Annotated in this window: 13 protein-coding genes; 9 read left to right on the forward strand and 4 right to left on the reverse strand. The window is 63.5% G+C overall.

The genetic code is table 11. The features are described from left to right. Positions 1-76 precede the first annotated feature (76 nt). Genes ACZ5BO_RS21745 through ACZ5BO_RS21760 form a run of 4 tightly spaced genes read left to right on the forward strand, consistent with a single transcriptional unit; the run spans position 77 to position 8,070 of the window. Positions 77-2,923, forward strand: a complete 2,847-nt coding sequence (locus ACZ5BO_RS21745; RefSeq protein WP_464696430.1) for an ATP-binding protein — start codon at positions 77-79, stop codon at positions 2,921-2,923. Positions 2,924-2,925: 2 nt separating this feature from the next. Beyond that, positions 2,926-4,194: an EAL domain-containing response regulator gene (locus ACZ5BO_RS21750; protein WP_464696431.1), complete on the forward strand. Its 1,269-nt coding sequence runs from the start codon at positions 2,926-2,928 to the stop codon at positions 4,192-4,194. A 5-nt stretch (positions 4,195-4,199) separates the two neighbouring features. After that, positions 4,200-7,358, forward strand: a complete 3,159-nt coding sequence (locus tag ACZ5BO_RS21755) for a hybrid sensor histidine kinase/response regulator (protein ID WP_464696432.1) — start codon at positions 4,200-4,202, stop codon at positions 7,356-7,358. A gap of 58 nt (positions 7,359-7,416) precedes the next feature. Beyond that, the gene (locus ACZ5BO_RS21760) at positions 7,417-8,070 is read left to right on the forward strand and encodes a response regulator (protein WP_025129718.1); all 654 of its coding nucleotides are present in this window, start codon (positions 7,417-7,419) and stop codon (positions 8,068-8,070) included. A gap of 78 nt (positions 8,071-8,148) precedes the next feature. Here the strand turns inward: ACZ5BO_RS21760 and ACZ5BO_RS21765 are convergent, their stop codons facing one another. Next, the gene (locus ACZ5BO_RS21765) at positions 8,149-8,646 is read right to left on the reverse strand and encodes an Lrp/AsnC family transcriptional regulator (RefSeq protein WP_464696433.1); all 498 of its coding nucleotides are present in this window, start codon (positions 8,644-8,646) and stop codon (positions 8,149-8,151) included. A gap of 124 nt (positions 8,647-8,770) precedes the next feature. Here ACZ5BO_RS21765 and ACZ5BO_RS21770 point away from each other — a divergent pair, with 124 nt between their 5' ends. The 4 genes from ACZ5BO_RS21770 (at position 8,771) to ACZ5BO_RS21785 (ending at position 13,758) form a co-directional block, all read left to right on the forward strand. Then, positions 8,771-9,799, forward strand: coding sequence for a histone deacetylase family protein (locus ACZ5BO_RS21770; protein ID WP_464696434.1), 1,029 nt, complete (start codon positions 8,771-8,773; stop codon positions 9,797-9,799). A gap of 56 nt (positions 9,800-9,855) precedes the next feature. Continuing rightward, the gene (locus ACZ5BO_RS21775; protein WP_464696435.1) at positions 9,856-10,929 is read left to right on the forward strand and encodes an ornithine cyclodeaminase; all 1,074 of its coding nucleotides are present in this window, start codon (positions 9,856-9,858) and stop codon (positions 10,927-10,929) included. Positions 10,930-11,067: 138 nt separating this feature from the next. Further along, a complete protein-coding gene (locus ACZ5BO_RS21780) occupies positions 11,068-12,480 on the forward strand; it encodes an amino acid permease (RefSeq protein ID WP_025129714.1) in 1,413 nt (470 codons plus the stop codon). Positions 12,481-12,597: 117 nt separating this feature from the next. Then, on the forward strand, positions 12,598-13,758 hold the full coding sequence (locus ACZ5BO_RS21785) for a hypothetical protein (protein ID WP_464696437.1): 1,161 nt from the start codon (positions 12,598-12,600) through the stop codon (positions 13,756-13,758). A gap of 3 nt (positions 13,759-13,761) precedes the next feature. Here ACZ5BO_RS21785 and ACZ5BO_RS21790 read toward each other — a convergent pair whose 3' ends face one another. The 3 genes from ACZ5BO_RS21790 to ACZ5BO_RS21800 all read right to left on the reverse strand — a co-directional run bounded on the left by ACZ5BO_RS21790 (position 13,762) and on the right by ACZ5BO_RS21800 (position 23,480). Beyond that, on the reverse strand, positions 13,762-14,937 hold the full coding sequence (locus ACZ5BO_RS21790; protein ID WP_464696438.1) for an acetyl-CoA acetyltransferase: 1,176 nt from the start codon (positions 14,935-14,937) through the stop codon (positions 13,762-13,764). 340 nt (positions 14,938-15,277) lie between these two features. After that, the gene (locus ACZ5BO_RS21795) at positions 15,278-22,834 is read right to left on the reverse strand and encodes a glycosyl hydrolase family 18 protein (protein ID WP_464696439.1); all 7,557 of its coding nucleotides are present in this window, start codon (positions 22,832-22,834) and stop codon (positions 15,278-15,280) included. A 133-nt stretch (positions 22,835-22,967) separates the two neighbouring features. Further along, a complete protein-coding gene (locus ACZ5BO_RS21800; protein WP_464696440.1) occupies positions 22,968-23,480 on the reverse strand; it encodes a hypothetical protein in 513 nt (170 codons plus the stop codon). A 272-nt stretch (positions 23,481-23,752) separates the two neighbouring features. Here ACZ5BO_RS21800 and ACZ5BO_RS21805 point away from each other — a divergent pair, with 272 nt between their 5' ends. Then, on the forward strand, positions 23,753-24,928 hold the full coding sequence (locus ACZ5BO_RS21805; RefSeq protein WP_025129708.1) for a glycoside hydrolase family 19 protein: 1,176 nt from the start codon (positions 23,753-23,755) through the stop codon (positions 24,926-24,928). Positions 24,929-24,943 lie beyond the last annotated feature (15 nt).

Raw genomic sequence — 24,943 nt, forward strand, 5'->3', positions numbered from 1 at the left:
ATGAGAATCTTCTTAAAGACCCTCTATTAAGAATTTTCTGAAGAGAAGCCGAGAATCTTCTCTTTATCATGGGCCAATGCCAACCCAAGCCCATCTGCCCCCTGTCACCAGTCACTTTTCCGGCCCCCGTATCCCGGTGGTTTTGCTGCGTCTGTTCATGGTCAGCCTGCTGTCCAGCATCCTCATCATCGCCGGCTTCGTGATTCATGGTTCACTCAATGAAACCCTCTCCGGCTATCGACGGCAGATGAACGCTGCAGCATTTAACGCACAGCAGTTCTTCAATCAGCGAGAGAGTCTGCTCAAGGCGATTATCTCTTCAGCCGTGCACACTACCGATAATCGCCTTACTTCAGGAAACAAGGAATTTCTTGCAAGTAATGACCAATTACGCGTATGGCCACTGAGTGATAATGCTGCGCTGCCGCACTGGACCCTGATTCTCACCGCATGGGATCTGGTGGAGATCGACAGCACCCGCAGCCAGTTGCTGTACCTGGTACCGGAGCAAGGGATTGTCCGTGGCCTCCACGGGGTCTCGGGCGCGGGCGCCGCCGGCAGCCGAGAGCCGCGCGTCGATCCGCAATGGCTGAAAACCCTCGATCAGCAAGCCGCACGGAAGCTGCTGGAGCAGCATCCCGGCGCACGAACCCTGTGGTCCTGGACCACCGCCGAGGACGGCAGCACCAAACAGGTGTACCTGCTGCGCCCGCTGGACCTGCACCTGGCGACCGACGGCTGGCTCGGCCTGTCGTTCAACGAGATCGACCTGGCCCTCGATCCCCTGGGGCTGCATCAGGGTAAATACGTGCTCTATGACGCCGAGGGTGCGGTGGTGCTGCACAGCAACTCCTGGCAGGTCCCCGGCAGCCTGTCGCGCTTCCAGGCCAACGAGGACTCCTTCGGCCTGCACCGGCAACAGGGCCTGCCCGACTACATCGTGCTCAACAAGTCCGTGGGCAACGCCGGCTGGCGCCTGGTGTACTACGCGCCGATCAGCCAACTGCTGCAGGACAGTGCAGCGTCCCTGTCCACCACCGGCCTGGTGACCCTGCTGCTGTTTGCCGTGGTGTTTCTCGGCGCGCGCTACATCCGCTTGCGTCTGGTAGAGCCCTCGGTGCGTCACTACAGCGCCTTGACCGACAGCGTTTCCCTCAATCGCCGCTTCATCGAGGTGGCCCCGGTGGGCCTGTGCCTGATACGCCGCGACAATGGCCGGATGATCCTGTCCAACGAGTCGGGCCGGCGCTGGCTGGCCTCGGTCCCCGAACTGCGGGCACAGATCCTCGACGCCCCCCTGCCCCAGGCCCGCGCCATCGACCATGCCCTGGACGATGGCCGCTTCATACAACTGAGCTGCGCCCCGACCGGCTACAACGGCGTGGCCGCGGTCTTGTGCTGCATCAACGACATCACCGACTTCAAGCTGGCCGAGCAGTCGCTGCTCCAAGCCAAGCAGCTGTCGGACCAGGCCAACCGCGAGAAGACCCTGTTCCTGAGCACCCTCAGCCATGAGATCCGCACCCCCATGTACGGCATCCTCGGCTCCCTGGAAATGCTCCGTACCACGGCCCTCACGCCCCAACAGGACGACTACCTGGAAGCCACGCAGCAAGCCTCCTCGGTGCTGATGCGGACCATCAACGACACCCTCGACATGTCGCTGATCGAGTCCGGGCGGCTGACCCTCGACACCGCGCCGTTTTCCCCGGTGCGACTGGTGGAAGAAGTCGCCTTCAGCTACTCGGCCCGGGCCCGCGGCAAAGGCCTGCGGCTCTATGTGGTCCTCGACCCGGACGTGCCGGAGCGGGTACTCGGCGACGGCGGGCGGATTCGCCAGATCCTCAACAACCTGGTCAGCAACGCCATCAAGTTCACCGAGTCCGGCCATGTGGTGCTGCGCCTGCACCTGGAACCGTTGCCCGAGCAAGCTGCGCAATTGCGCTTCCAGGTGGTGGACACCGGCCCCGGGATCGCCCCGGAATTCCAGGTCAGCCTGTTCGAGCCCTACTACCGCGTGCCCAACTGGCTGGGCCAGAAGACCTCGGGTACCGGGCTGGGCCTGGCCATCTGCGAACGGCTGGCGTTCATGATGCAAGGCACGCTGACGGCCATCAGCGAACCGGGCCTGGGCTCCAGTTTCAGCTTCAGGCTGCGCCTGCACAGCTGCACCGAGGCCATCGATTCCGAACAGCCGCACCTGGGCGTGACCCCGGTGTATGTGCAAGGGGATGTGCAGGAAGTGGTCCTCAACCTCTGTCACTGGTTGCGCCGCTGGGGCGCCCTGGCCATGCCCTACAGCACCGGCCGCAACTCCCCGGGACGCAAGGCGGTGCTGGTGGAAGCCTTCCTCGGACCGTCAAGGGCGACGTCGTGGACCGGCCCGCGGGTGATCATGCATGCCCCCGGCATGGGCCCACCGCAACGGCAGGCCGGCGACCACTGGATCGCCCGGACCTTCAGCCTCGACAGCCTGCGCAACGCCGTGGCCCAGGCCCAGTCCGGGATCGTCAGTGAGCGCCGCTTCGCGCCGCCGGCAGCCCTGGCGCCGGGCCTGGACCTGAAGCTGCTGGCGGTGGACGACAGCCCCCTGGCCCTGCAGGTGATCGTTCAACAGGGCCGCTACCTGGGCAATCGGGTCGTGGCCTGTGCCAGTGCCATCGAAGCCTTGAAGTGCAGCGACCTGCTGTCCTTCGATGGGGTCCTGACCGACTTGCAGATGGAGCACATGGACGGCCTGTCGTTCGCCCGCACCCTGCGTGAGCGGGGCTTTGACGGTCCGATCATCGGTATTACCGGGGAACTCTCCCCGACACTGCGCAGCCATTGCGAGGCTGCCGGAATCCGCCATCTGCTGATCAAGCCGGTGCCGCTCGACGCCCTGAGCGAAGTCCTGCAATCCATCAAGAGGAAAGTCATGTGAGCATGCCCAAGCCCCTGCGTGTCCTGGTGCTGGACGACCACCCGATCCACTGCATGCGCGCCCGCCAACTGCTGCAGGACGCCGGCTTCGGTCCGGTGGACAGCGCCCTCGATGCGCGCCAGGCCCTGGCCATGCTGAACCAGCAGGTCTACGACCTGGTGCTGGTGGACCTGCACATGCCGGAAATGGACGGTGTGCAGTTCATCCATGCCCTGGCCGGCATCGAGCAGGTACCGATGCTGGCGATCGTCTCCTCTTGCCCGCGACGGTTGATGAACAGCGTCAGCCTGATGGCCAAGGAGCAGGGCCTGGCGGTGCTGGGCAGCTTTCCCAAGCCCCTGGAAGCGGCGCACATCGTCCAGCTCAGCGCCATCATTGGCACCGGTGGCTCCCAGCCGCCCCGGCTCGAGCACGCCTCGGTGTTTGATCGCCAGGCCCTGGAACACGCCATCGAGCGCCATGAACTGCAGGCCCGTTTCCAGCCACGCCGCTCGCTGTGCAGTGGCCTGATCGTCGGGGCCGAGGCCCTGGTGCGCTGGCACAACCCGTCCTTCGGCTTGCTCATGCCCGATTCCTTCCTGGCGTCCATCAGCCGCTGCCAGCTGGATCGCGAGCTGTTGCTGCTGATGCTCGACGATGCCATCAAGGCGCAGCAGCACTGGCAGCACCTGGGCTACCGCATCACGGTATCGGTGAACCTGCCCACCGGGTTGCTGGACGACCCCGAGCTGCCGGACCTGCTGCAACAGATCACCCTCGCCTCGGGGCTGGCCACCAGCGATATCTGTTTTGAACTGCTGGAGACCGAGCGGCCCTTGTCCCCCGGCCAATACCACATGGGCGCCAGTCGCCTGCGCCTCAAAGGCTTCGGCCTGGCCCAGGACGACTTCGGCATGGGCTACAGTTCGATGTACAGCCTGATCTCCACGCCGTTTACCGAAATGAAGATCGATCGCCACTTCGTCCATGGCGCAGCAGCCGACGATTCCCGGGCCGCGGCCTTGATGGCCGCGGTACAGCTCGGACGGCAGCTGGGCCTTGAAGTGGTGGCTGAAGGTGTAGAATCGGCCCGTGATCTGGAGTTCCTGCGGCACATCGGCTGCGACAGCGCCCAGGGCTACCTTATTTCTCCGGCACTGGAGCTGGACGCTTTTACACAACTGCTGGGATGCACTGCGGTACCACCTTTTTCCTCATCCATCCGGCCAGCGTCCCCTCCCCCATGCCAGATACCCCACTACGACGCATCGCGCAAAACTTCCGGCGACTGAACCTCGTGCTGTTCGTCATTCTGCCGCTACTGCTGTTCATGGGAAGCGCGCTGTTCCTCGGCGGTCGGCGGATCATCCAGCAGGAACAGGAACGGATCACCGTGGATTTCGAGCTGCTGACCCGCTACATGGCCGAACAGGAGGCCCTGCTCAAGCGCCTGCTCAGCGAGCCGGTGCTCGAGGACACCAGCGTCCCCACCAACTCGGTGCGCACCTTTCGGCCCATGGAGCCCGCCCATGCCTTGGGCATGGCCCTGTTCCAGGGCACACCGTCGGCGGTGGACACCCCCTTTACCCTGGTCTGCGAGGACCTCGAGCACTGCCCACTGAACAATGACCGGGCCGCGGGGCTCGGGCGCTACCTGGCGGACCTGTATTCCAGTTTCTGGGTGCGCTCCAGCTTTCCCGCCTCGGTGCTGCTGGTGGTAGACGCCGGCACCGGCACCACCTTCACCGTGCCCACCATCGGCAGCAGCCTGCCCCAGTTGCCTGCGTCCCTGGTCTTGGCCAGCATCAACGCGATACGCACCAGCGCCCCCCGCAGCGACGGCATCCACTGGATCCGCCCGAAGGGCTTTGCAGAGCACATGATCGCCGTCGTCCCGCTGCACAACCTGGCCCTCGGCGACGGGGTCGAGAGCGGCAACGCCTTTGCCGCCGCCCTCACCCACCGCCAGCGCATCAATGTCTTTGCCCGGCCGCAGCAACGGTACTTCTACGATGCCTTCTGGCTGCAAAGCCGACGCGACGGCCTGCTGATGGGCGAATCCCCCTTGCCCACGACCATCAGCCGCGGGATCAACCTGCGCAGCGACGGCCTGCTGTTCCGGATCGACGATGCTGGCGCGAACTGGACCGGCTATTACCTGCTGAGCTACCGGACCCTTTTCCTTGGCCACCCCTGGCCCCTGCTCGGCGTCCTCCTCCTGCTGCTGCTCAGCCCCCTGGCCGGCCGCGTCTATGCCCGCTGGTACCAGCGACGAGTGATACTCCCGGCGCAGCGGGCCCACACCGAACTGGTGGAAAGCGATCAGTTCAGCCGTACCTTGCTGGAGACCACCCCCGTGGCCCTGTGCGTGCTCAGCCGCGAGCACAGCCACGTGGTCTTCGCCAACCACCTGGCCCTCACGTGGTTCTGCGCCCGGACGGGACGGGAGCTCAGTGACAGCGGGCTGGAGCCTTCGTTGTTGGAGCGCATCAGCCAGGCCAGGGAGCCCGGCGAGGTCGAGAACTACCAGAGCCGCGACGGCCGTTCGTTCTACATTGCCTACACGCCGACCCGCTACCGCAACCAGGAAGTGCTGATCTGTGCCTTTGCCGACCTCAGTGCACGGGCCCAGATGGAACACCAACTGACCCAGGCGAAACAGGCGGCCGACAAGGCCAACAGCGCCAAGTCGGTGTTTCTCGCCACCATGAGCCACGAGATCCGCACCCCACTGTACGGTGTCCTCGGCTCACTGGAACTGATGGGCCTGACCCACCTGGACGGCGAGCAGCAGCAGTTGCTCGAACGCATCCAGGTGTCTTCCGGGCTGCTGCTGCAGATCATCAGCGACATCCTCGACATCACCCGCATCGAATCCGGCCAGTTGTCCCTGAGCCGCCAATCGTTCGATCCACGGGCCCTGGTGCAGCGCTGTACCGCCAGCTTCATCGACAGCGCCCGGAACAAGGGGCTGCTGCTGTTTTCCCTGGTCGATCCGACGCTGCCACCGGCCCTGCTCGGCGATGCCGGGCGGATCAGCCAGATCCTCACCAACCTGATCAGCAACGCGGTCAAGTTCACCCACTCGGGGCAGGTGATAGTCCGTGCCCGCGCCGAACAGGCCAGCCAGGGGCAGGTCATGCTGTGCCTGCAGGTGGCGGACACCGGCATCGGCATTGGCAAGGAAGAACAGGAGCAGTTGTTCATCCCCTTCTATCAGATCGATGCTCACTCCCACACCGTGCATGGCGCCGGCCTGGGCCTGTCCATCTGCGCCAGGCTGGCGGCTTTGATGCACGGGCAGATCCGCGTGACCAGCGAGCTGGGGCTGGGCAGCAGCTTCTCCCTGCAGCTTGCACTGCCGGTGGTGGCCGAGCCTCTCACCGAGCCTGCGCCAGCACTCGATGGCGCCCGGGTCCATGTGCAAAGCCCCCATCACGAACTCACCCGCAACCTGTGCCAATGGTTGGAAAAGTGGGGAGCCCGGGCCACGCCCCTTGACGGCTCGACTCCCGGGCCCCATGACCCGGGGATCCTTCTGCGGCTGTTCGACGACAGCTGCGAACCCGCCGAGGACCTGGACACGGGCCTGATCCGAATCGACCTCGCCAGCCATGGCCAGGCCTCGGGGGCAGGCCTGGCCGAAGCCTGTGGCTTCGACGCCATTGGCCGCCTGATCGAACGCACCCTGGGGCGCGAACCGCGCAATGCCGCGGGCCCCGAGGAACAGGCCCTGGACCTCGCGACCCTGCCGCCGCTGCGCCTGAACGTGCTGGTGGCCGAAGACAATCCGATCAACCAGGCAACCCTGAGCCAGCAATTGCAGCAACTGGGCTGCCACAGCACCCTGGCTGCCGATGGCGCACAAGCCCTCGACCTGTGGCGGGTGGGCGACTATGACCTGCTGCTGACCGACGTCAACATGCCCCGCATGAACGGCTACGAACTGGCCAGCGCCCTGCGCGCCGCGGGGGATGACCGTCCCATCATCGGCATCACCGCCAACGCCATGTGCGAAGAGGAAACCCGCTGCCAGGCCGCCGGCATGGATGCCTGGCTGGTCAAGCCCGTCCCCCTGCAGACCCTGCGCGCCAGCCTGGCCCGGCTGTCCAGCCTCGATGCGGCGCTGGACGATCAACCCCCGCTGCCCTTGCCAGCATCGCCTCCCTCAGCGCCCCCCGGGGCCTTGCCGGGGAACCTGCGGGAGCTCTTCGTCAGCACCATGACGGTCGATCTCGAACAATTGCACCAGGCGCTCGACAGGCAGGACTACGAACGCCTCTTCCAGCTGCTGCACCGGATCCGTGGATCCCTGGCCGTGGCCGGCTACCCGGCGCTGATCCAGCAGCTGGAAGCCCTGGAACAAGGCCTGCGCCAGAGTGGTTTGACGGCCACCAAACGCACGCATAGCCTGGCGCTGCTGCACGCCTTGCAGGACATCAGCCAGCCCGACTGACCGCTCGCACTTCCCGCACCTCTGCGTATTTCCTATAGAAAAATGGATCGTGTCCACCATGAAAAAAATCCGAGTTGCCTTGGCCGACGATCATCCCGTAGTGCTCGCTGCCGTCAGCGACCTGTTGAACAAGACCCGCGAATACCAGGTGGTGGCTGCCGTGACCACCCCCAGTGCCCTGATCCAGCAACTCTCGGACGACCCACGGATCGACGTGGTGATCACCGACTACTTCATGGAGGGCGACGAGATATTCGGCGACGGCATTCGCCTGGTGACCTACCTCATCCGCCACTTTCCACGGGTCCAGGTGCTGGTGCTGACCATGATGTCCAACCCGATGATCGTCGCCGCGCTGTACGACATCGGCGTGCGCTCGGTGCTGCTCAAGCGCCACGACATGAGCGAGTTGCTCTGCGCCCTGCAGAACGTCCGGCTCGGGCGCATCCACCATCCGCCGAGCCTGCAGCAGCACGAGCCGCACAATCCGCCGCTGCGCTCCATGGCCGACGGCCTGCGCAGCCTCACGCCCAAGGAGTACGAGGTGCTGCGGCATTTCGTGCGGGGCGAGTCGATGATGCAGATAGCCGCCAACCTCAAGCGCAGCGTCAAGACCGTCAGCGCGCAGAAGATCTCGGCGATCCGCAAGCTCAGCCTGGACAGCGACCAGGCCCTGGTAGCCTTCTGCCTGGAGTCCGGCGAGTTCCAGTAAGGGCCTGAAGCAGGCCGATGCCTCCCTTGCTCGCTGGCGATGCCTGCGCCCGGGCCGGCCAACGGCGGGTGAGCGCACTCACCTGGACGTGGGCAGCCCGATCGCCACGCGGCTGGTGGCCTTGACCTCGCGCAGGGCCAGGCTCGACTGGATCGAGGCAATGCCGGGCTGGCGCCTGAGCACCTGCTCGACAAAATCGCTGTAGCTGTCCAGGTCCTGGGCCAGCACCTGCAGCAGGTAGTCGGCGTCGCCGGTGATCTTGTGACAGGACTGGACCTCGGGCAGGCGCATGATCACCTCCTCGAAGGCGTCGGGGGTCTGGTCGGAGTGAGTGGCGAATCGCACATGCACGAACGCCAGGATGTCCAGCCCCAGCAGGCGTCGGTCGAGGTTGGCCTGGTAATCCCTGATCACCCCCTCCTCCTCCATGCGCTTGCGCCGGCGCCAGCAGGGCGTGAGGCTCAGGGACAGGCGCTCGCTGAGCTCGGCATTGGAAATGCTCGCGTCCTGCTGCAGCAGCGAAAGGATCGCCAGGTCGGTATCGTCCAGGCTTACCTGCCGAGTTGTTTTTTTCATATCAGGCCACCAACGGGAAAAATATTACCCAAATCTCTCATTTCCCAAGAACAAAAAGCAAAGAAATCGCAGCCATGCCGGAACAAAATATTTGCACCGGACAATAACAATGGATGCGTTCAGCATGCTTACCGTCTTCAGCGAGTCCCATCGCCTGCACCATGGCACCGAGTTGAAGGATGGCGTTCTCAAGCCGTCGTTCGAGCAACCCAGCCGGGCCGATACGGTCCGCGACCGAGTCAGGCACGTGGGACTCGGCGAGATCATCGCGCCGCGGCGCTTCGAGCGTTCCTGCTACGTCGCCGCCCACAGCGAACGCTACGTGGCCTTCCTGGAACATGCCTGGAGCGAATGGAGCGCCAGCGGCCGCCGCCATGACGCCCTGCCCCTGGTGTGGCCGGTGCGCGACCTGGCCAACCAGCAGGTGCCCGAAGTCATCGACGGCAAGCTCGGCTTTTTCGCCATGGATGCCGGCTCGCCGATCACCGCCACCACCTGGGAGGCCGTATGTACCAGTGCCGACATCGCCCTCACCGGCCTGGCCCTGATCGGCGAAGGCCAGGACAGCGCCTTTGCCCTGTGCCGCCCGCCGGGCCATCACGCCGCCCGGGAATACATGGGCGGCTACTGCTACCTGAACAACGCCGCCATCGCCGCGCAGCACGCCATCACCCAGGGCGCCCGGCGAGTCGCGGTGCTGGACGTGGACTTCCACCACGGCAACGGCACCCAGAACATCTTCTACGATCGCAGCGACGTGCTGTTCGTCTCGCTGCACGGCGATCCGGCCGTGTCCTACCCCTACTACTCGGGGTTTGCCGACGAGCGCGGCGCAGGGGCCGGCGAAGGCTGCAACCTGAACCTTCCCCTGGCAAAAAACACCACCTGGCCGCGCTACCGCGAGGCACTGACGCAGGCCTGCAAGCAACTGCGGGCGTTCGCCCCGGAGCTGCTGGTGGTGTCCCTGGGCGTGGACACCTTCAAGGACGACCCCATCAGCCACTTCCTTCTCGAAAGCCAGGATTTCCTCGCCATGGGCCAGGTCATCGCCAGCGTGGGCGTGCCGACGCTGTTCGTCATGGAGGGCGGCTACATGGTGGACGAGATCGGCATCAACGCGGTCAACGTGCTGCACGGCCATGCCGACCGCTAGCCCATCACAACCAGGCTTCCAGCCATTTTCAACGTTCTGACGAGAGGGAAATCAACATGACCTTGTTCATCGATGTCGATCACGCCGCGACCTTGTATTCACGCCTGGGCATTGGCCGGGCGATCCGCGAAATGGCCGGGTACATCCAGGCCGACTACCAGCGCTGGGACGCCTTCGAAAAATCCCCGCGCACCGCCAACCACTCGGCCACCGGGGTCATCGAGCTGATGCCCGCCGACGACGGCCGCCAGTACGCCTTCAAGTACGTCAACGGCCATCCGGGCAACCCCGCCCGACAGTTGCTGACGGTGATGGCCTTCGGCGTGCTGGCGGATGTCGACAGCGGCTACCCGCTGCTGCTCAGTGAACTGACCCTGACCACGGCAGTGCGCACGGCCGCCACCTCGGCCCTGGTGGCCCAGTCCCTGGCGCGCCCGGAGTCACGCTGCATGGCCTTGATCGGCAACGGCGCCCAGAGCGAATTCCAGGCCATCGCCTTCCATGAAATGCTCGGCATCAAGCAGTTGCGGATTTTCGACATCGATGCTGCCGCGTCCCGCAAGCTCAAGCACAACCTGCAGGCCTGGCCGGACCTTGAGGTCATCGTCGCCCACTCGGTGCGCGAGGCGGTGAAGGGCGCGGACATTGTCACCACGGTGACCGCGGACAAGGCTTACGCCACCATCCTCACCCCCGACCTGATCGAGCCCGGGATGCACCTCAATGCCGTGGGCGGCGACTGCCCGGGCAAGACCGAGTTGCACGCCGAGATCCTGCGCAGGGCCCGGGTGATCGTCGAGTTCGAACCCCAGACCCGTATCGAAGGCGACGTCCAGCAACTGCCCAAGGACTTCCCGGTGACCGAGTACTTCCGCATCGCCCAGGGCCTGGAGCCGGGCCGGCAAGGGGCCGAGCAGATCACGGTGTTCGACTCGGTGGGCTTTGCCCTGGAAGACTTCTCGTCCCTGCGCTACCTGCATGACCTGGCCCGGGAACACGCCATCGGCGAGCCGATCCACCTGGTGCCCACGCCGAGCGACATCAAGGACCTGTACCAACTGATTGCGCCGAGCCCTGAAGCATCGGTGGCGCCGGCAGCAAGCGTGCCGCGCCAGATCGCCGCCGGCTGACGGGCAGTTGAACCGGGCGCCCGGCACGGCGCCCGACTCACCGCAGCCCCCGACCTTGCTGCACCGAAACAACAACCCCTGCCCCCTCGTACCTGCTCCTGCCAAAACTCGACAACTATAAGACCAAGAGGTTTTGAGATGACTCCAGATCCGCTCCCGGCCCCGGCACGCCCGGCGCTGCAACGCACCCTGCACAACCGTCACATCCAGCTCATGGCCATGGGCGGCGCCATTGGCACCGGGCTGTTCATGGGCTCGGGCAAGATCATCGCCATGTCCGGCACCTCGATCATCCTGATCTACATGATCATCGGCCTGTTCGTGTACCTGGTGATGCGCGCCATGGGCGAGCTGCTGCTGTCGAACCTGTCGTTCAAGAGTTTCGCCGACTTCGCCGGCGCCTACCTGGGACCGCGCGCGGCGTTCTTTCTCGGCTGGTCCTACTGGCTGAGCTGGAGCGTGGCGGTGGTAGGCGATGCGGTGGTGGTGGGCGGCTTCTTCCAGTACTGGTTTCCCCAGGTGCCGGCCTGGATGCCGGCAGTGGCCATGATGCTGACCCTGTTCGCCCTCAATGTGCTCACGGTGAAGCTGTTCGGTGAAGTGGAGTTCTGGTTCGCCATCATCAAGATCATTGCCGTGGTCACCCTGATCGGCGTCAGCCTGGTGCTGATCGCCACGGCCTTCGTCTCACCCTCCGGCGTGACCGCCTCCCTGGGGCACTTGCTAGATCGCCAGGCAGCCTTTCCCAATGGCCTGCTGGGGTTCTTCGCCGGCTTCCAGATGGCGATCTTCTCCTTCGCCGGCACCGAGCTGATCGGCACAGCCGCGGCGGAAACCCGCGACCCTCACCGCACCCTGCCCAAGGCCATCAACGCGATCCCGCTGCGGATCATCCTGTTCTACGTGCTGGCCCTGGCCTGCATCATTGCCGTGACCTCCTGGCAGCAGGTGTCGCCGAACAAGAGCCCGTTCGTCGAGCTGTTCCTGATTGCCGGCTTCCCGGCGGCGGCGGGCATGGTCAATTTCGTGGTGCTGACCTCCGCCGCGTCCTCGGCCAACAGCGGGGTGTTTTCCGCCAGCCGCATGCTCTTCGGCCTGGCCGACCAGGGCAACGCCCCCCGCCTGTTCAAGCGCCTGTCGCGCCATAGCGTGCCGGTCGCCAGCCTGGCCTTCAGTGCCTTGCTGATGCTGCTGGGAGTCCTGCTGCTGTACATCGTCCCCGAGGTGATGACGGCCTTCACCCTGGTGTCCACGGTGTCGGCGATCCTGGTGATCTTCACTTGGTCGACCATCCTTGCGTCCTACATTGCCTACCGCAAAAAGCACCCGGAACTGCACGCCCGCTCGCGCTACAAAATGCCCGGCGGCGTGCCCATGGCCGGCTTCGCCCTGGCCTTCCTGCTGTTCGTCCTGGGGCTGCTGGCCCTGCGCCCGGACACCCGCCTGGCGCTGTGCGTGATGCCGGCGTGGTTCATCTGGCTGGGGATTGCCTACCGCCTGACGGCCGGGCGCAAGGGGCGGGTTCATGGTCAGGCGGCCTACCCGCGCTGAAGCGAGACAGTGCCAAGGATGGCACTTGCGCCAACGGCACTGGACGCAAAAACATCGACACACACCCTGCGGTCTTGCTCTACTTCCGCGCCATCCATGTCGCCAAGGAGTGCCAGCATGCAAGTCGCAGAACCCAGTTTTAAAGAAGTCTTGCGCAAGAGTCTCAAGCGCGTGCTCACCTACTGGGGCCAGATTGGCACAGTCATGGGCTTGGGCGCCGCCGGCTTGGGGTTGATCAGCCTGTACATGTACACCCGAGCAATTGGTCGCACCGACCTGTTCATGGCATCGGTCGATGCGAAATCGGCACTGGTGATCTGGCTGGTCATCGTGCTGGTGCTCATGAGCATGTTTGTGTTTCTGCTAACCGTCACCTCCCTGCTGTTCGGGATATCCACCAGCCTGTTTCACAGAACCCCGGAACGCCTGAAGGATGTGGTGTTGTGGCTGATCCCTCCGTTCCTGGTGGGATTCTCGGGATATGTCTTTATCATTTATTACGATCCTGGCTGGCTGCCGGAGTGGCAATCCCTGCTTGTGCTGCTGGCGCTGTTTCTGCTCAGTTGCGGAGGCCTGCTGTCACACCCTGGATTCAAACAGCTGATTAAAGAAAACCTGACGCCCACCAGAGACAAAACTGACTTTCTAGTGGTGTTGATGATCTGTCTGCTGGGCACGTTCTGCGCGGCTATTATCCCCATCCTGGTGATACTCAATGCCTACGTGAACGAAGTGAGCAGTGACTCTCCACACTACGTGGCAGTGTTGACGCTGCTGATACTGGTCCTGACGTTGCTGCCGGTGGTGATTTTCTACCGCAAGATCGGAAGCCTCTACAAACGGGTCCTGTATTCAGCCCTGTCGGTGGTAATGATTGCCCTGGCGGTTCTGTTTGTACTGCCCGGGGCCATGAGCCAGATCACCTACAAGGCGGCCGGGGGGCTGGATGTGCGCCAGGACGGAATCGAACGCTTCGTCCTGCTGGACGATCTCGAACTGCATGACCTGGACCCGCTGATGTGGAGTACCCGCCTGACCTCGCAGCGCCACCTGGAGATCCAGGGCTTTCAGCTGTTCTCTTTCGGTGAAACGCTGTTGATCTGTCCCAAGGGGCTACGCAGCTTACGGCTCAACCAGATGCACACCTATACCCGCCACTGCATCAAAACCCGCAACAGCGCAGTGAGCCGCAAACCGCCAGGCCCGCTGTACATCTCTAAACCGGCCTGTGCCAGCCTGGCGCCCCCTGCGGCATGCTGGAAGCCGCAGGGGTCCTGACCCTCACACTCTGACGGCCTGCAACACCGAGGCGTAGTTGGCCACCGCCATGCCGCCCATGTTGAACAGCAGGCCAAACTCCGGCGAGCGCGCGGGGAGGCCGATGGGCTCGCCGATCAACTGGCGAAAGCCCAAGGCGTGCATCGACACCCCGGTGGCGCCCACCGGGTGCCCCTTGGCCTTGAGGCCGCCGGAAAGGTTCACCGGCAGGCGTCCGTCGGCATTCACCCAACCCTCGTCCAGGGCCCGATGGCCCTCGCCCTTGGGCGCCAGGCCCATGGCTTCGTAGATCAACAACTCGGCGATGGTGAAGCAATCATGGACCTCGGCAAAACCCAGTTCGTCCAGGCTCACTCCAGCACCGTGCAAGGCACTCTGGATCGCCAGTTGCGGACCTTCGAAGGCCAGCACGTCGCGCTGCGACATGGGCAGGAAATCATTCACCTGGCTCAGTGCGCGAATCGCCACCTGACGGCGAAACGTTGCGGCGCGCCGGGGCGAGGCCAGGATGATCGCTGCCGCGCCGTCGCTGATCAGCGAACAATCGGTCAGGCGCAGCGGGTCGGCGATCAGCGGGTTGCTCGCCGACACGCTGTTGCAATGGGCAAAGTCCATGGCCCGGTGCATCTGCGCCAGGGGGTTGGCCATGGCATTGGCGTGGTTCTTCACCGCGATCGCCGCCATCGCCGCCAGCGGGCTCTGGTAGCGCTCGGTGTAGCGCTGGGCCACCTGACCGAAGAGTTGCGCAAAGCTCAGGCCGGCCTCCTGCGGATCGTTCTGGTAACCGGCACCGGCCAGGGCCCGGGTGACCTCGGCAGTGCTGTTGCTGGTCATCTTTTCCGCGCCCACCACCAGCACCAGTTCGGCGGCGCCGCTGCGGATCGCGTTGATCCCGGCCTGGATCGCCGCCGAGCCGGAGGCGCAGGCGTTCTCGCAGCGGGTGGCAGGTTTGAAGCGCAACTGTGGATCGGCCTGGAGCATCAGGGAAGCGGGAAAGCCGTCGGGCACCAGGCCGGAGTTGAACTGCCCGAGATACAACGCGTCGATCTGCCCGGCATCGATGGCGGCGTCCACCAGGACGTCGCGGGTGACCTCGACGATCAAGTCTTCCAGGCTGCCATCGAGGCGTCCGAAGCGGGTGTGGGCAGCAGCGACGATGCAAACGGATTCGTGGTTCATGCGCAGGCTCTCCTGTAGGTGTAGCGAGCAGTCCCTGAAATCAACCCGCGCCTGAATCGCACGGGGGGGTGGTCACTATGTATAGCAGCAAGTCCTGCCCGAGCCACGCCAGGGCACGGTAATCATCCCGGTCTCTGGTCGACGACCTGGACGGCAAGCAGCAGGCGCGCGGGTGGCGAACCATGCGCCACGCCATGGAAGCCCAACGCTCGCCTCCCAGAAAAAGGCTCCGGGGCAAAAGCCGCCCGGAGCCAGTATCGAAGACTCTGCCGACGGGCTCGCACCCATCGCCCATGGCGAGCACCCGGCATCCCCTAGCGTGAATGCCGGGCGCCGGGAGTCAACTGAGCAACGGCGCTCCCGGCTCCTCCTCAGCCATCAGCCATACCCCTTCGAGCCAAGCTTGCGGCCCCTCGCCTTCCAGGCTGAAACCCAGGCTGACCAGTTTTGCTTGGGCCTCGCTGCTGCCCAGTTCCACTTGCGCGATCCCGGCCTGATCCAGGTCCACCGCCTGTACCCCCAACTGGCCGCTCTGATCGCTCCAGGTCAGGTTGAAGCGACCACTGCCCGACAAGGTCAGGCGACTACGGCGCGACAGTGGCAAAGCCGGCGTGACCGGCAAAGTCATACCGCTGCGCAATTGCTCCTGGCTCAGGCGGATGCAGCCATCCTGCGCCGCCACTCCCAGGTCGAGCCAGGCCTGGCTGATCCGCGTGCCTGCCAGCTCATCCCGCAAGCCCCGCGCCTGCAGCAGCAGGGCATCCAACTCCGTCAACAGCCGATCCCTGAGGGACGGCAACTCTGGCACAGGCGTCGGCGTCACCTCGCGCAACACGCTCTTGAGCAGCCCCTTGGCCTGCTCCACTAGGTCGCTGGTATAGAACGCCAATTGGCCAAACGGCGGTGACAGCTGGTCCGCTGCCGGGCCCGGGCCGGCCCCCTGGCGTTGCAGATAGCCCTGGACCCTCTGGCTGTCCCAGCACGAACCGAGAACCCGCGCCAGTTGCTCGGTGCTCAGGCCTGCCAGCCCGAGGAACAGCGCCAACCAGGAAACGCTGGTGTCCAGGGCCTTGAGCTCAGCGACACAATCCATAGGGATGCGACGGTTGTAAGTGGCGATCCACTGCTGCCGCACCTGCTGGTTGAGTTGCCCCAGGGCGGCGAACAGCGCATTGTCCTGCTCCAGCAACCGGGCGCTGATCAAGCGGTTGTTCTGCAACGTCAACTGCACCAGGCCAATGCTCCGACCGGCGAATACCATGCCCAGCTGGCGCTGCGAGTCGTCGCCAGCCAGGTACAGATCGCAGGCGCCCAAAGCGTGCCCCAGGGCCAGGGTCCGGCCGATTTTCTGCAGCCGCCAATTGCCGGCGGGGGCATTGAGAAACGCTTGCACGGCGGCCAGGTCATCGTCACGACGCTCGGGGCGATCGCTGGCAACGGTCTCCGATACCAGCTCGGTCAAGGCCAGGCGGGCAAAGCGATCGAACATCAGCGGCAACAGGTAGGGGGTCTGTGTCAGGCGCTCGGTGGGCAGGCGCAAACTCTGGCCAAACTCACGCACCGCCACCCTCTGGCAGGCACCGTGCAAACTCAGCGCTCGATCCAGGTACTGGTTCAGCAAATGCTCGAAAAAGTCCGTGTTGCCAGGCAGCTCGAGCAGAAACTCGCGGGACTTGGCCACCGGTGACTCCACCAGCTCCAACACCGGCCCCATCACGCTGAGCGGGTTCTCCAGCCAGGGGGCGTACCACGACTGCATGCGCACATAGTGCCGGGCCAGGGGCAAGGCGACGACAGTCGAACGCCAGACCTTGCTCGAACGGTCGTAAGAATCGGACTGCTGAGTCGAGTAATAGAACGCGAAACACTCAGCGAAATGTTCGGTGGCCTGGGTCTGGGCACTGTCCATCAGCGCCGCCGGGTCAAAGCTGTCGAAGCACAGTTCGGCCAAGGGCTGCGCAATGCCCCCGGCGAGCAGCTTGTGGCGCAGGCCGCTGTCCAGGCGATCACGCAGGGCCTGCAAGCGTGCCGGATCCTGGCGCAGCGCGAGCAACGCGCTGGGCTTTCCTTGTTCCCGCCCGGCATTGCTCAGAATGACGTCGATTTCCTCAAGGTCGGCCAGCATCTGGGTATTCATCAAGGCACTGAGTCCGGCCAGGTCGGTTCTCAGTTCCCGGTTCGACAGCGCCATCCGGTTGGCCAGGTCGTCGTGGCTCCAGACGATGCTCGCCAAGGTCTGCTGGGTCGCCGAACGCAGCTCTGCGCGGCTCATGCGAAAGCCGCTTACCAGCGCATTGTTCAGGTGCTCCAGGGAACTGCCGAGCTGGCTCGACATTTCATCCAGCTGACGCTGCAAACCATCGAAACGTGCGTCCATCTGATGATTGAGAATACTCACCTGCTGGCTCAATCCCTGCAACTGCTGCATCACCCGATCCAACTGCTTGCTGAGGTTTTCATAGACCTGGGTGAGCTGCTTGGAAATGGCCTTGGCCGCTTCCAGGTAAGGATCAGGCTGGGGATTGAACATGTTGAACAGACTGACCGCGATGTTGAACACCGCACCGGCGATCCCCATGACCCCGCCCAGCTTGCTGCCGCCCTGGAACGCCTGGAAGGCATTGGCCACCGCCTTGATGGTGTCCACCGCCACCACCGCAATACTCACGGTGATGTCGATGTAGTCCATCACCTTGTTGAAGGTGCTCTTCTCATCACCATCGCCCATGCACAGGTTGCCGATCATGCGGGTGAAGCGTGAAGCACTGCCGATCCCTTCCAGCACTTCACGGGACTGGTCGAGGCTGTCATTCCACTTTTTTAGGGTCGCCTGGCGCTCCTCCCATTTGCGCACTGACGGGTCGCAGGAGACTTCAAGCGCGCGTTGTTCCTTCAAACGCTTCAGGTCGGCGTTTTCCTTGTCCAACTCGCTCTTTTTCTGCTTGATCAACTGCTCCTTTTCCTCGACCTGAGTGTCGATGTAGCCCTTCTTCACGCCGTCGTCCAAATAGCGCACGTCGCCGACACCACCGGCGGCCTTGTAGGCGGCGTTAATCGAGTCAGTGCTCATGGGGTCGTATTTCAGGGGCGCCATCTGCTTCTGTGTCTGCGCCTGAAATGCATCGAATCCCCGATAGCTGAGCAACAGCGCATCCTGCGCCGCGTTGATCTGCGAGCTCAGTGGATGGCTGCTTTCGACCCGGTCGAAATTGCGCTTTTTATTGACCTCGAAGTTGTCCTTGCCCGGCTTGGACTTGTCCACCATGCTCGCCCCGGCCTTACGCACCTGGGCGATGTAATCCTTGGTACCGCCAAAGCTCGGGGCCGGGTCCGTGCCTGGCAGTGGCAGCGAACCGGGTACCTGCCCTGGCAGGTCCAGCGCATGGCCAGAACCGCCATAGCTGTCGCTGAGCCGTTCATCGTTGCCCGCGGGGCCACCGGGCGCACAATCAAAAGACCAGTTGGCCCGGGCCAGGGACATGCCCAACGGGTCCTGCGGTGGCGACCAGGGGAGCGGGGCCTGGCGGCTGAGAAAATCCGTCGCCTGAGCCTCGCTCATGGGCGGTTGCACCGTAGCCACCAGCAACGCGCGGATGGCCCGGTGCGCTACATCCGAAGAGTCGCCATCCAGCTCCCTGCCGCTGCCGGCAGCGGCCACGCCAACGCTCTCCAGGTACTGCTCAAGCAGTTTCACCAGCTCGGGTGACCAGGTCTTGAGCTGGGTGACCAGCAATTGCCCGGCACGCGGATACAGGGTCAGGAAGTCCTTGGTGTCCTGGGGCAGGTCGGCCAGCGACAGCTCGCCTTTTACACACAACAAGGCGCCCGGCTGCGGTGCCGCGAGCGCGGCGAGCTGATCCAGCAGTTGCTTGTGCTGCAAGGCCCCGAGGGGTTGCTCCAGGGCCAGATCGAGCACTGCCTGGAAAATCTGCCGCCCGCGATCATAGAGCGCCTGGTCGTACCGGGCTTCCCCGCTCAGTCCCGGCGCGGTACGCCGGCTGGCATCGCGCAGCCACTGTGGCCACTGCACCGGCACCTGCTGCCCTGATGCCACACAGGCGGCCAGGGCCTCATCCAGCGCCTGTGGATTGGCATAAGTGCGGCCCTGCAAGGCCTTGACCGGCGTCGCCAGCTCCGGGTGCTGCCCTTGCAAGAGTTCCAGGCACTCGTCATCGATCACAAACACCGACAGCAGGTTCTGGATACGGTCGGCCAGGCTCGGCAACAACAGGTAGACGGCGATCGCCATCCGCGCCGTCAGCAGCGGATAGCTCAACAGGAACTGGCGCTGCGAAGCTTCGAGCCAGTCGAGCGTGAACCCCTGCTTGAGCACCGGCAGGCAGTTTTGCGCCGGCAGTACCGCGCTCAGCGAAGCCGGCAGCAACTGCGCAAGGACCTCCTCCTGCAACAGCCGGTTGTGCACCGCCGCGTCATCCGGCTGGCACAAAGGGGCGCCAGCGCTGAGTAACAAGGCCGCGGTCGCGGTCTGCCGGCTTTGCAGCGCCTCGGCCAACAAGGTTCGGCCTTGGCCACTGCTCAGGTCCGCCGGGGCGCCGTCGCTCAGCCACTGCTCCAAGGTGGCGCTGCGCCCGCGCCGAGCCAACCAGTGCAAGGACGTGCGGGCGTCCTTGTCCATGGCCTGCCACGGGGTGAATCGCCACTCCTGGACCTGAGGCCAGCACGGGAACCCCAAGCGCTGCAGGCTCTGCCCCTGAGCCAGCAACAGGCTGCCATCGGCCAACAGCGTCATGGCCTGGGTGTCCGGCAGGGTCAATTGCTGGACAACCTCGAAGGCTCGTCCGGCTTCCACAGCCCGCCACAGCACCAGCCGGTTGCGCGCCAGGAGGGCGAAGCCGCCGTTGGACAATACCAGGCAATCGAGCCAATCGAGATCCTTGATGTTCCATGGCAATCGGCTCTGCTCAAGGCGCGGGAGTTGCCCTGCGGCCCCCTGCAACTGCCACAGGATCAGTTCCCCGGACTTGCCCCAGGCCAGCAGCCGGCCATCGAGCAGAGGCCACAGCGCCCGTTGCTGCTGCGCCGCGCCACTGAGCGTCTGCAGCTCACACCCGACCGGCCACAGCAGCACCTCACCATTGCCGCTCACCAGCACCACGTCACCATTGGGCAAGGGTGCCAGGCAGGCGATAGCCGAGGGACAGTGCCGCTCCTGCTCGCTCCAACCGGCCTCGTCGAACCACCACTGGAGCACATTGCCCTGGTGCAGCAGCACCACGCCCCGGGTGCCGATCGGCACCACCTGAGTGACCTCGGACAGTTTGTGTTCCAGATGAAAAGCGCCGTCGCGCTGACTCAGGACCTGTACCCACTGGCCATCCTGATGCAGCACCAGCCAGCCGTTTCCCAGGGGCAACAGCCGGGCCGAAGCACAAGCCACGCCATAACTGCGACGGTGCTCGAATTCCTTCTCGCCACGGGCCGTGAGTAGCGACAGAACCTTGCTGGTACACACCAGCACGGCCGCAGAGGGCAACACCCCCAGGGCGAGAATCTGACCACTGCCCAGTGGCTGGCAGACCGTCTGCGCGAGCGCGCCATAATCCTGCACCTGGCTGGACACCCTCGGGGCCACCAGCTCGTGGCTCTCACGGGCGGCGCTCAACCAGGGATCCTGCTCCTGTTCGAGCAAAGGCATGGCAGTGGCCGGGTGGCATTGACGCAACTCGTCGGCGATGGCTGCGATCAGCGAGTCGGCGCGATGCACCTCCACGTCCCCGGACAGGTCCCAGATCATCACCCCGCCAAATTGCTGCTCCAGGGCGTAGCGCACTTTCTGCCGCAAGGAGCGCGGATCGTCATAACTCAGCGACAGGCCATACCGGGTGCCGGAAGCACTGCGGTAGGCGAACGGCGCCTTGGCGGTAGGCTCCAGGGCGGGCACGAAAACCATCCCGGACCACCCCAACTGGGGTTGTTTGAGTTCTTGCGGCCGATAGCCGCCAACCTCCCGTGCCGCGACAATATCCCGGTAGAGCACTGCACCGGCTTTATCGGCCCCGGCCTTTAGGGGTATGACGTTTTGGTCGGAGACCTGCGGACAGAGCAGCCCCTTGTTGTGATCGTCCGCCCCCTCCACGAACACCAGTTGCCCATAACCCGCCAGGCCGAGGTTCAGTTGCCGCCGCGTCAGACAGTTCTCGGCCACCAGGTGCAGGTAGGTATTGACCGTACTCTCAAGGCAAAAGGTAGGGTCGATGCCCGGTGTCGAGGTGGCCGGAGCCTTCATCGGCGTGTTGAACCAGGAAGTGCTCGACCATGTGCCACAGTAGTCGTAGCTCATGATATTGACGTGATCGACCACCGCACCGATGGCTCGCCACTGCTCGATGTCAAAGGCATTGACCTTTCCCGCTGAGGCCGCGGCGGCAATGGACAGGCTCTTGCTGCCCAAGGCCTTGCGCAAATCCCGGGCCAGCTCGACAAAGGCCGCAGCATCCGCAGCTCCCGGGTACTCCCAATCCACTTCAAAACCGTCGAAGCCCAGGGTGGTGACCGCCGTATTGGCCGACTCCGCCAGGCGCGCGCGCAGCAGCGGGTCCTTGGCGATCCGCCGAAATTGCGCGGCGAAAGGCGCCACGTCCTTTTGCGCAGCGAAAGCCTTGCTCAGCAAGCCCACCAGCTCGAGGATCTCATCGTCGACATCGGCAGATTCGCCTGGCTCGATCTCGCGCCCCAGATAGCGTTCGCCATGCTCATGCAACCACCGGTACAAGCCTCGCTTGGGGGCATCCTGATCAAAGAGCCCGGTGGGGTCGCTCCCGCTGAAGAAATATGCGAAGGGAGCATGATCGATCAACAACGCCGGATTCTGGTTGTAGAACAACGCCCATTGGTCACTGTTCTGCACATGGAAAATCTGGAAGATGCCCTGCCTGGTACTGGCCCCAGGCAACTGCGTCGGGTCCTCCAGCAGGTAGAAGTGCACCGGTGGGCACTTCGGCCAGCCACCAACGATCAACGAGATCTGCAGGCTGGGATTGAGTTCCTTGATGAACTGCAACGCGGCGATCTGATAGTTGTCGGCCCATTCATCACTGCTGATCAGGCTGCCATCACCTTGCAGCGCCATCATTCCATAGGAAATGCAGTTGACTTGATCCAAGGGAATATCGGTGACGAAGTAATTGCGCTCGAACATGAAGTAGTTGGCGTAGTAACCCACCAGGCGCCGCGTCAGGTCCTTGGACCTGGCCTTGCCGGCCATCGTGCGGTCCAGCGTGCGTCTCTCGGTGTCGTCTTTCACCAGGACCAGTGCCTGCAGCGCAAGATCCTCGTCGCGATTGAGATTGTTCCTGGAGGCCTGGGTCTCGCCGGCAACCTCTTGCGGCCTGAGTACCCGCGTCACCGACATTTTGGGCAGGTATTGCACACCCGCAACCGGAGAACGGATGGGCAAGCCATAAAAGGAGTTGGCGCAGGACAGGCTGACCTGCTCGTAAGGCCCTATTTCCAGCAGATTGTCTTTGGCGTAAGTCAGCCGGAAGACAAAATGCGTGGGTTTTTCCTCACGCGTCATCTGGATGCCGGGCCGGATCATGCCCTGGTTCCAGGAGCAGAAGAACTCTTCATACAGCTGGCTGACCGTCATGCCGATGGGCACTGTTACCTGGCCAATCGATACCTGGCCCTGGATCAGAAAACGCAGGTACTTGATTTTATCGTCGGTGGAAGGCTCGAAGTCCGCGGCCTGGTGCATCCAGCCGCGGGTTTCAGTGGTCAGGTTGCGTCCCGGCGCACGTCCGATGAACACATTGGTTTCAATCCTCACCTCCTGCAACGTGATCGTGGTGTTGCCAGCGTTGTAGAGATAGTAGGTATCTACGCCCTTGCTCTTCTCGAATAGAAACTGCAATCCATTGCTCGACTGTGCTTGCATCTAGCTGCTCCTGACCGGGGTATTGGTCGCCACGCGAGTGCGCGCGACACTGACTACCGGAACTAGAACGCTGCAATTGAGCCGTTGTGATGCTGCTTTGCCGGGCGAAGCAGACGAAGTACCGCGCCGGCCTCTACTCCAGCATCGCCCGGGCATCCAGGCGCAGCACGCGCAAGGGCTCGAGCGCGGTGCCCTGCAGGGATTCGCCGCGATAGAGGGCCTGATTGGCCGCAGCCATTTCGGCGCTGCGGTCGGCAACCATTTCGTAGGTCTTGCGCGACAGGATCTTGCTCCAGCCGTTTTCAAAGGTGTTGTAGGCCAGGGTCAGCGCGGCGGTGAAATAGTGCTGGCTGGACACCGGAACCCGTACCTCCTGGCCCGCCTCATCCAGGGCGATGAAGTGATTGGGCAGGTGTTTCACCCCCAGGCGCTTGAGCACTATCCAGGAGAACGCCGAAGGCACGAAGACCGTGAGCTTTTGCGCAGCAATGGGCGAGTAGCCACGTTCCAGCAGCAACTGGACGATCTCGTCTTCGCTGGCCTCGGGGTGGCCCGCCATCAATTCCAGGGCGTCGAGCACGCCCTGGTGGGCGCTGTCGTGGTCCAGGCAGCAACTGCAGTCTGGCGAGTGTGAATCGTCATGCATGATCGGTCGATGATCCCTATCGGTAATTGAGCGGGCGCAGGATAAACCTTTCAGCCGCTCTACGACCAGCGTGACAGCACCCTGCACAGCCGTTGAATCCGACGCGGAATAAAAATCATTATTGCCTTGCTCGAGGCGCTGTACGCATGTACAGTTTGCATAAATGCATATCAATGCATTTATGCATAGCGATACCCCAAAGCCCATGCCTCTCCACCCTGGATCGGCGCCTTTGGGTATCCACATAAGCTCTCAGCAAAGGTTGATAAACAATGGAAATAGCCCCTACCTTCATCTATGCAAACCCGTCCTACGACTACGGCAGTACTCGAATTGGTTTTATCAGGGTCAACCTGGGCCGGATCAGTCCCGGCAATGAAATCATCGATAGAACCATGGCCGAAGCGCAAAGCTGGCCCAGCCATGACTCCTATGTGGACATCGGGGTCGACTGGGTCACCTATCTGCCCCTGCAATACCTGGAAGCCAGGGGGGAAATTGAAGCCAACGCCAAGTGGGAACTGGAACATCTGGACCAGAACCTGCAAACCGATATCAACGCCCTCAGAAGCGCGGCAGGCCTGGCGGCCAACCCGTCCCCAATCGATCAGATCAAGGTCTCGATTCCCATCCTGCAGCAATTGCTCAAGGAACAGTCGGAGCGACTGGAGCAGGCCAAGCAGCAATTGGCCAGCCTGCCGCAGCAGAACTACCTGGCACGAACCAAGGAGAACGTCGTCAAGGACATTCTCAAGGGCGACGGGGAAAACCTGTCCGAGGTCATGGACAACGAAATGGCCGGCCTTACCTTGACCCACAACGTTGCCTCCCTGAACGCTTCGATCCAGAACCTGAACGCCCGCCTGGGCAACTTCGAGGCAGCCAAGACCCTGACGTTCGACAGCACCCTCGAAGACGTGATGAGAGCCAACCAGATCAATACCAAGGAGCGGGTTGCCGCATTTGTTGCACAGGCCGGGCATGAATCGTTGAACCTGACCCGGGTCACGGAGAACCTCAACTACAGCGCGGCAGCGATCATGAACTCCTGGCCCAATCGTTTCACCCCTGCTCAAGCGCAACAGGTGGCCTACCAGCCCCAGCAGATTGCTGAAATTGCCTACGGTGGGCGAATGGGCAATGACCAGCCTGGAGATGGTTTCAAATACCGGGGACGGGGTTATTTTCAGATCTCCGGAAAAGCGATGTACCAGTCGGTAGGACAAGCCCTGGGGCTGGACCTGATCAACCACCCGGAGCTGCTGGAACAACAACCTCACGCCGGTAACTCTGCTGGCCTCTATTGGAGCAACAACAACTTCAATGCAAAAGCCGATGCCGGCAACTTTGTGGGCATCACCCAGGTCATCAATGGCGGCCAAAACGGCGCTGCGGATCGCACCAGCCGCTACAACGCGGTGCTCAACGCACTGAATGCTGTTAAATAGCCGGGCTCGATCGCC

The organism is Pseudomonas sp. FFPRI_1, from assembly GCF_055384485.1.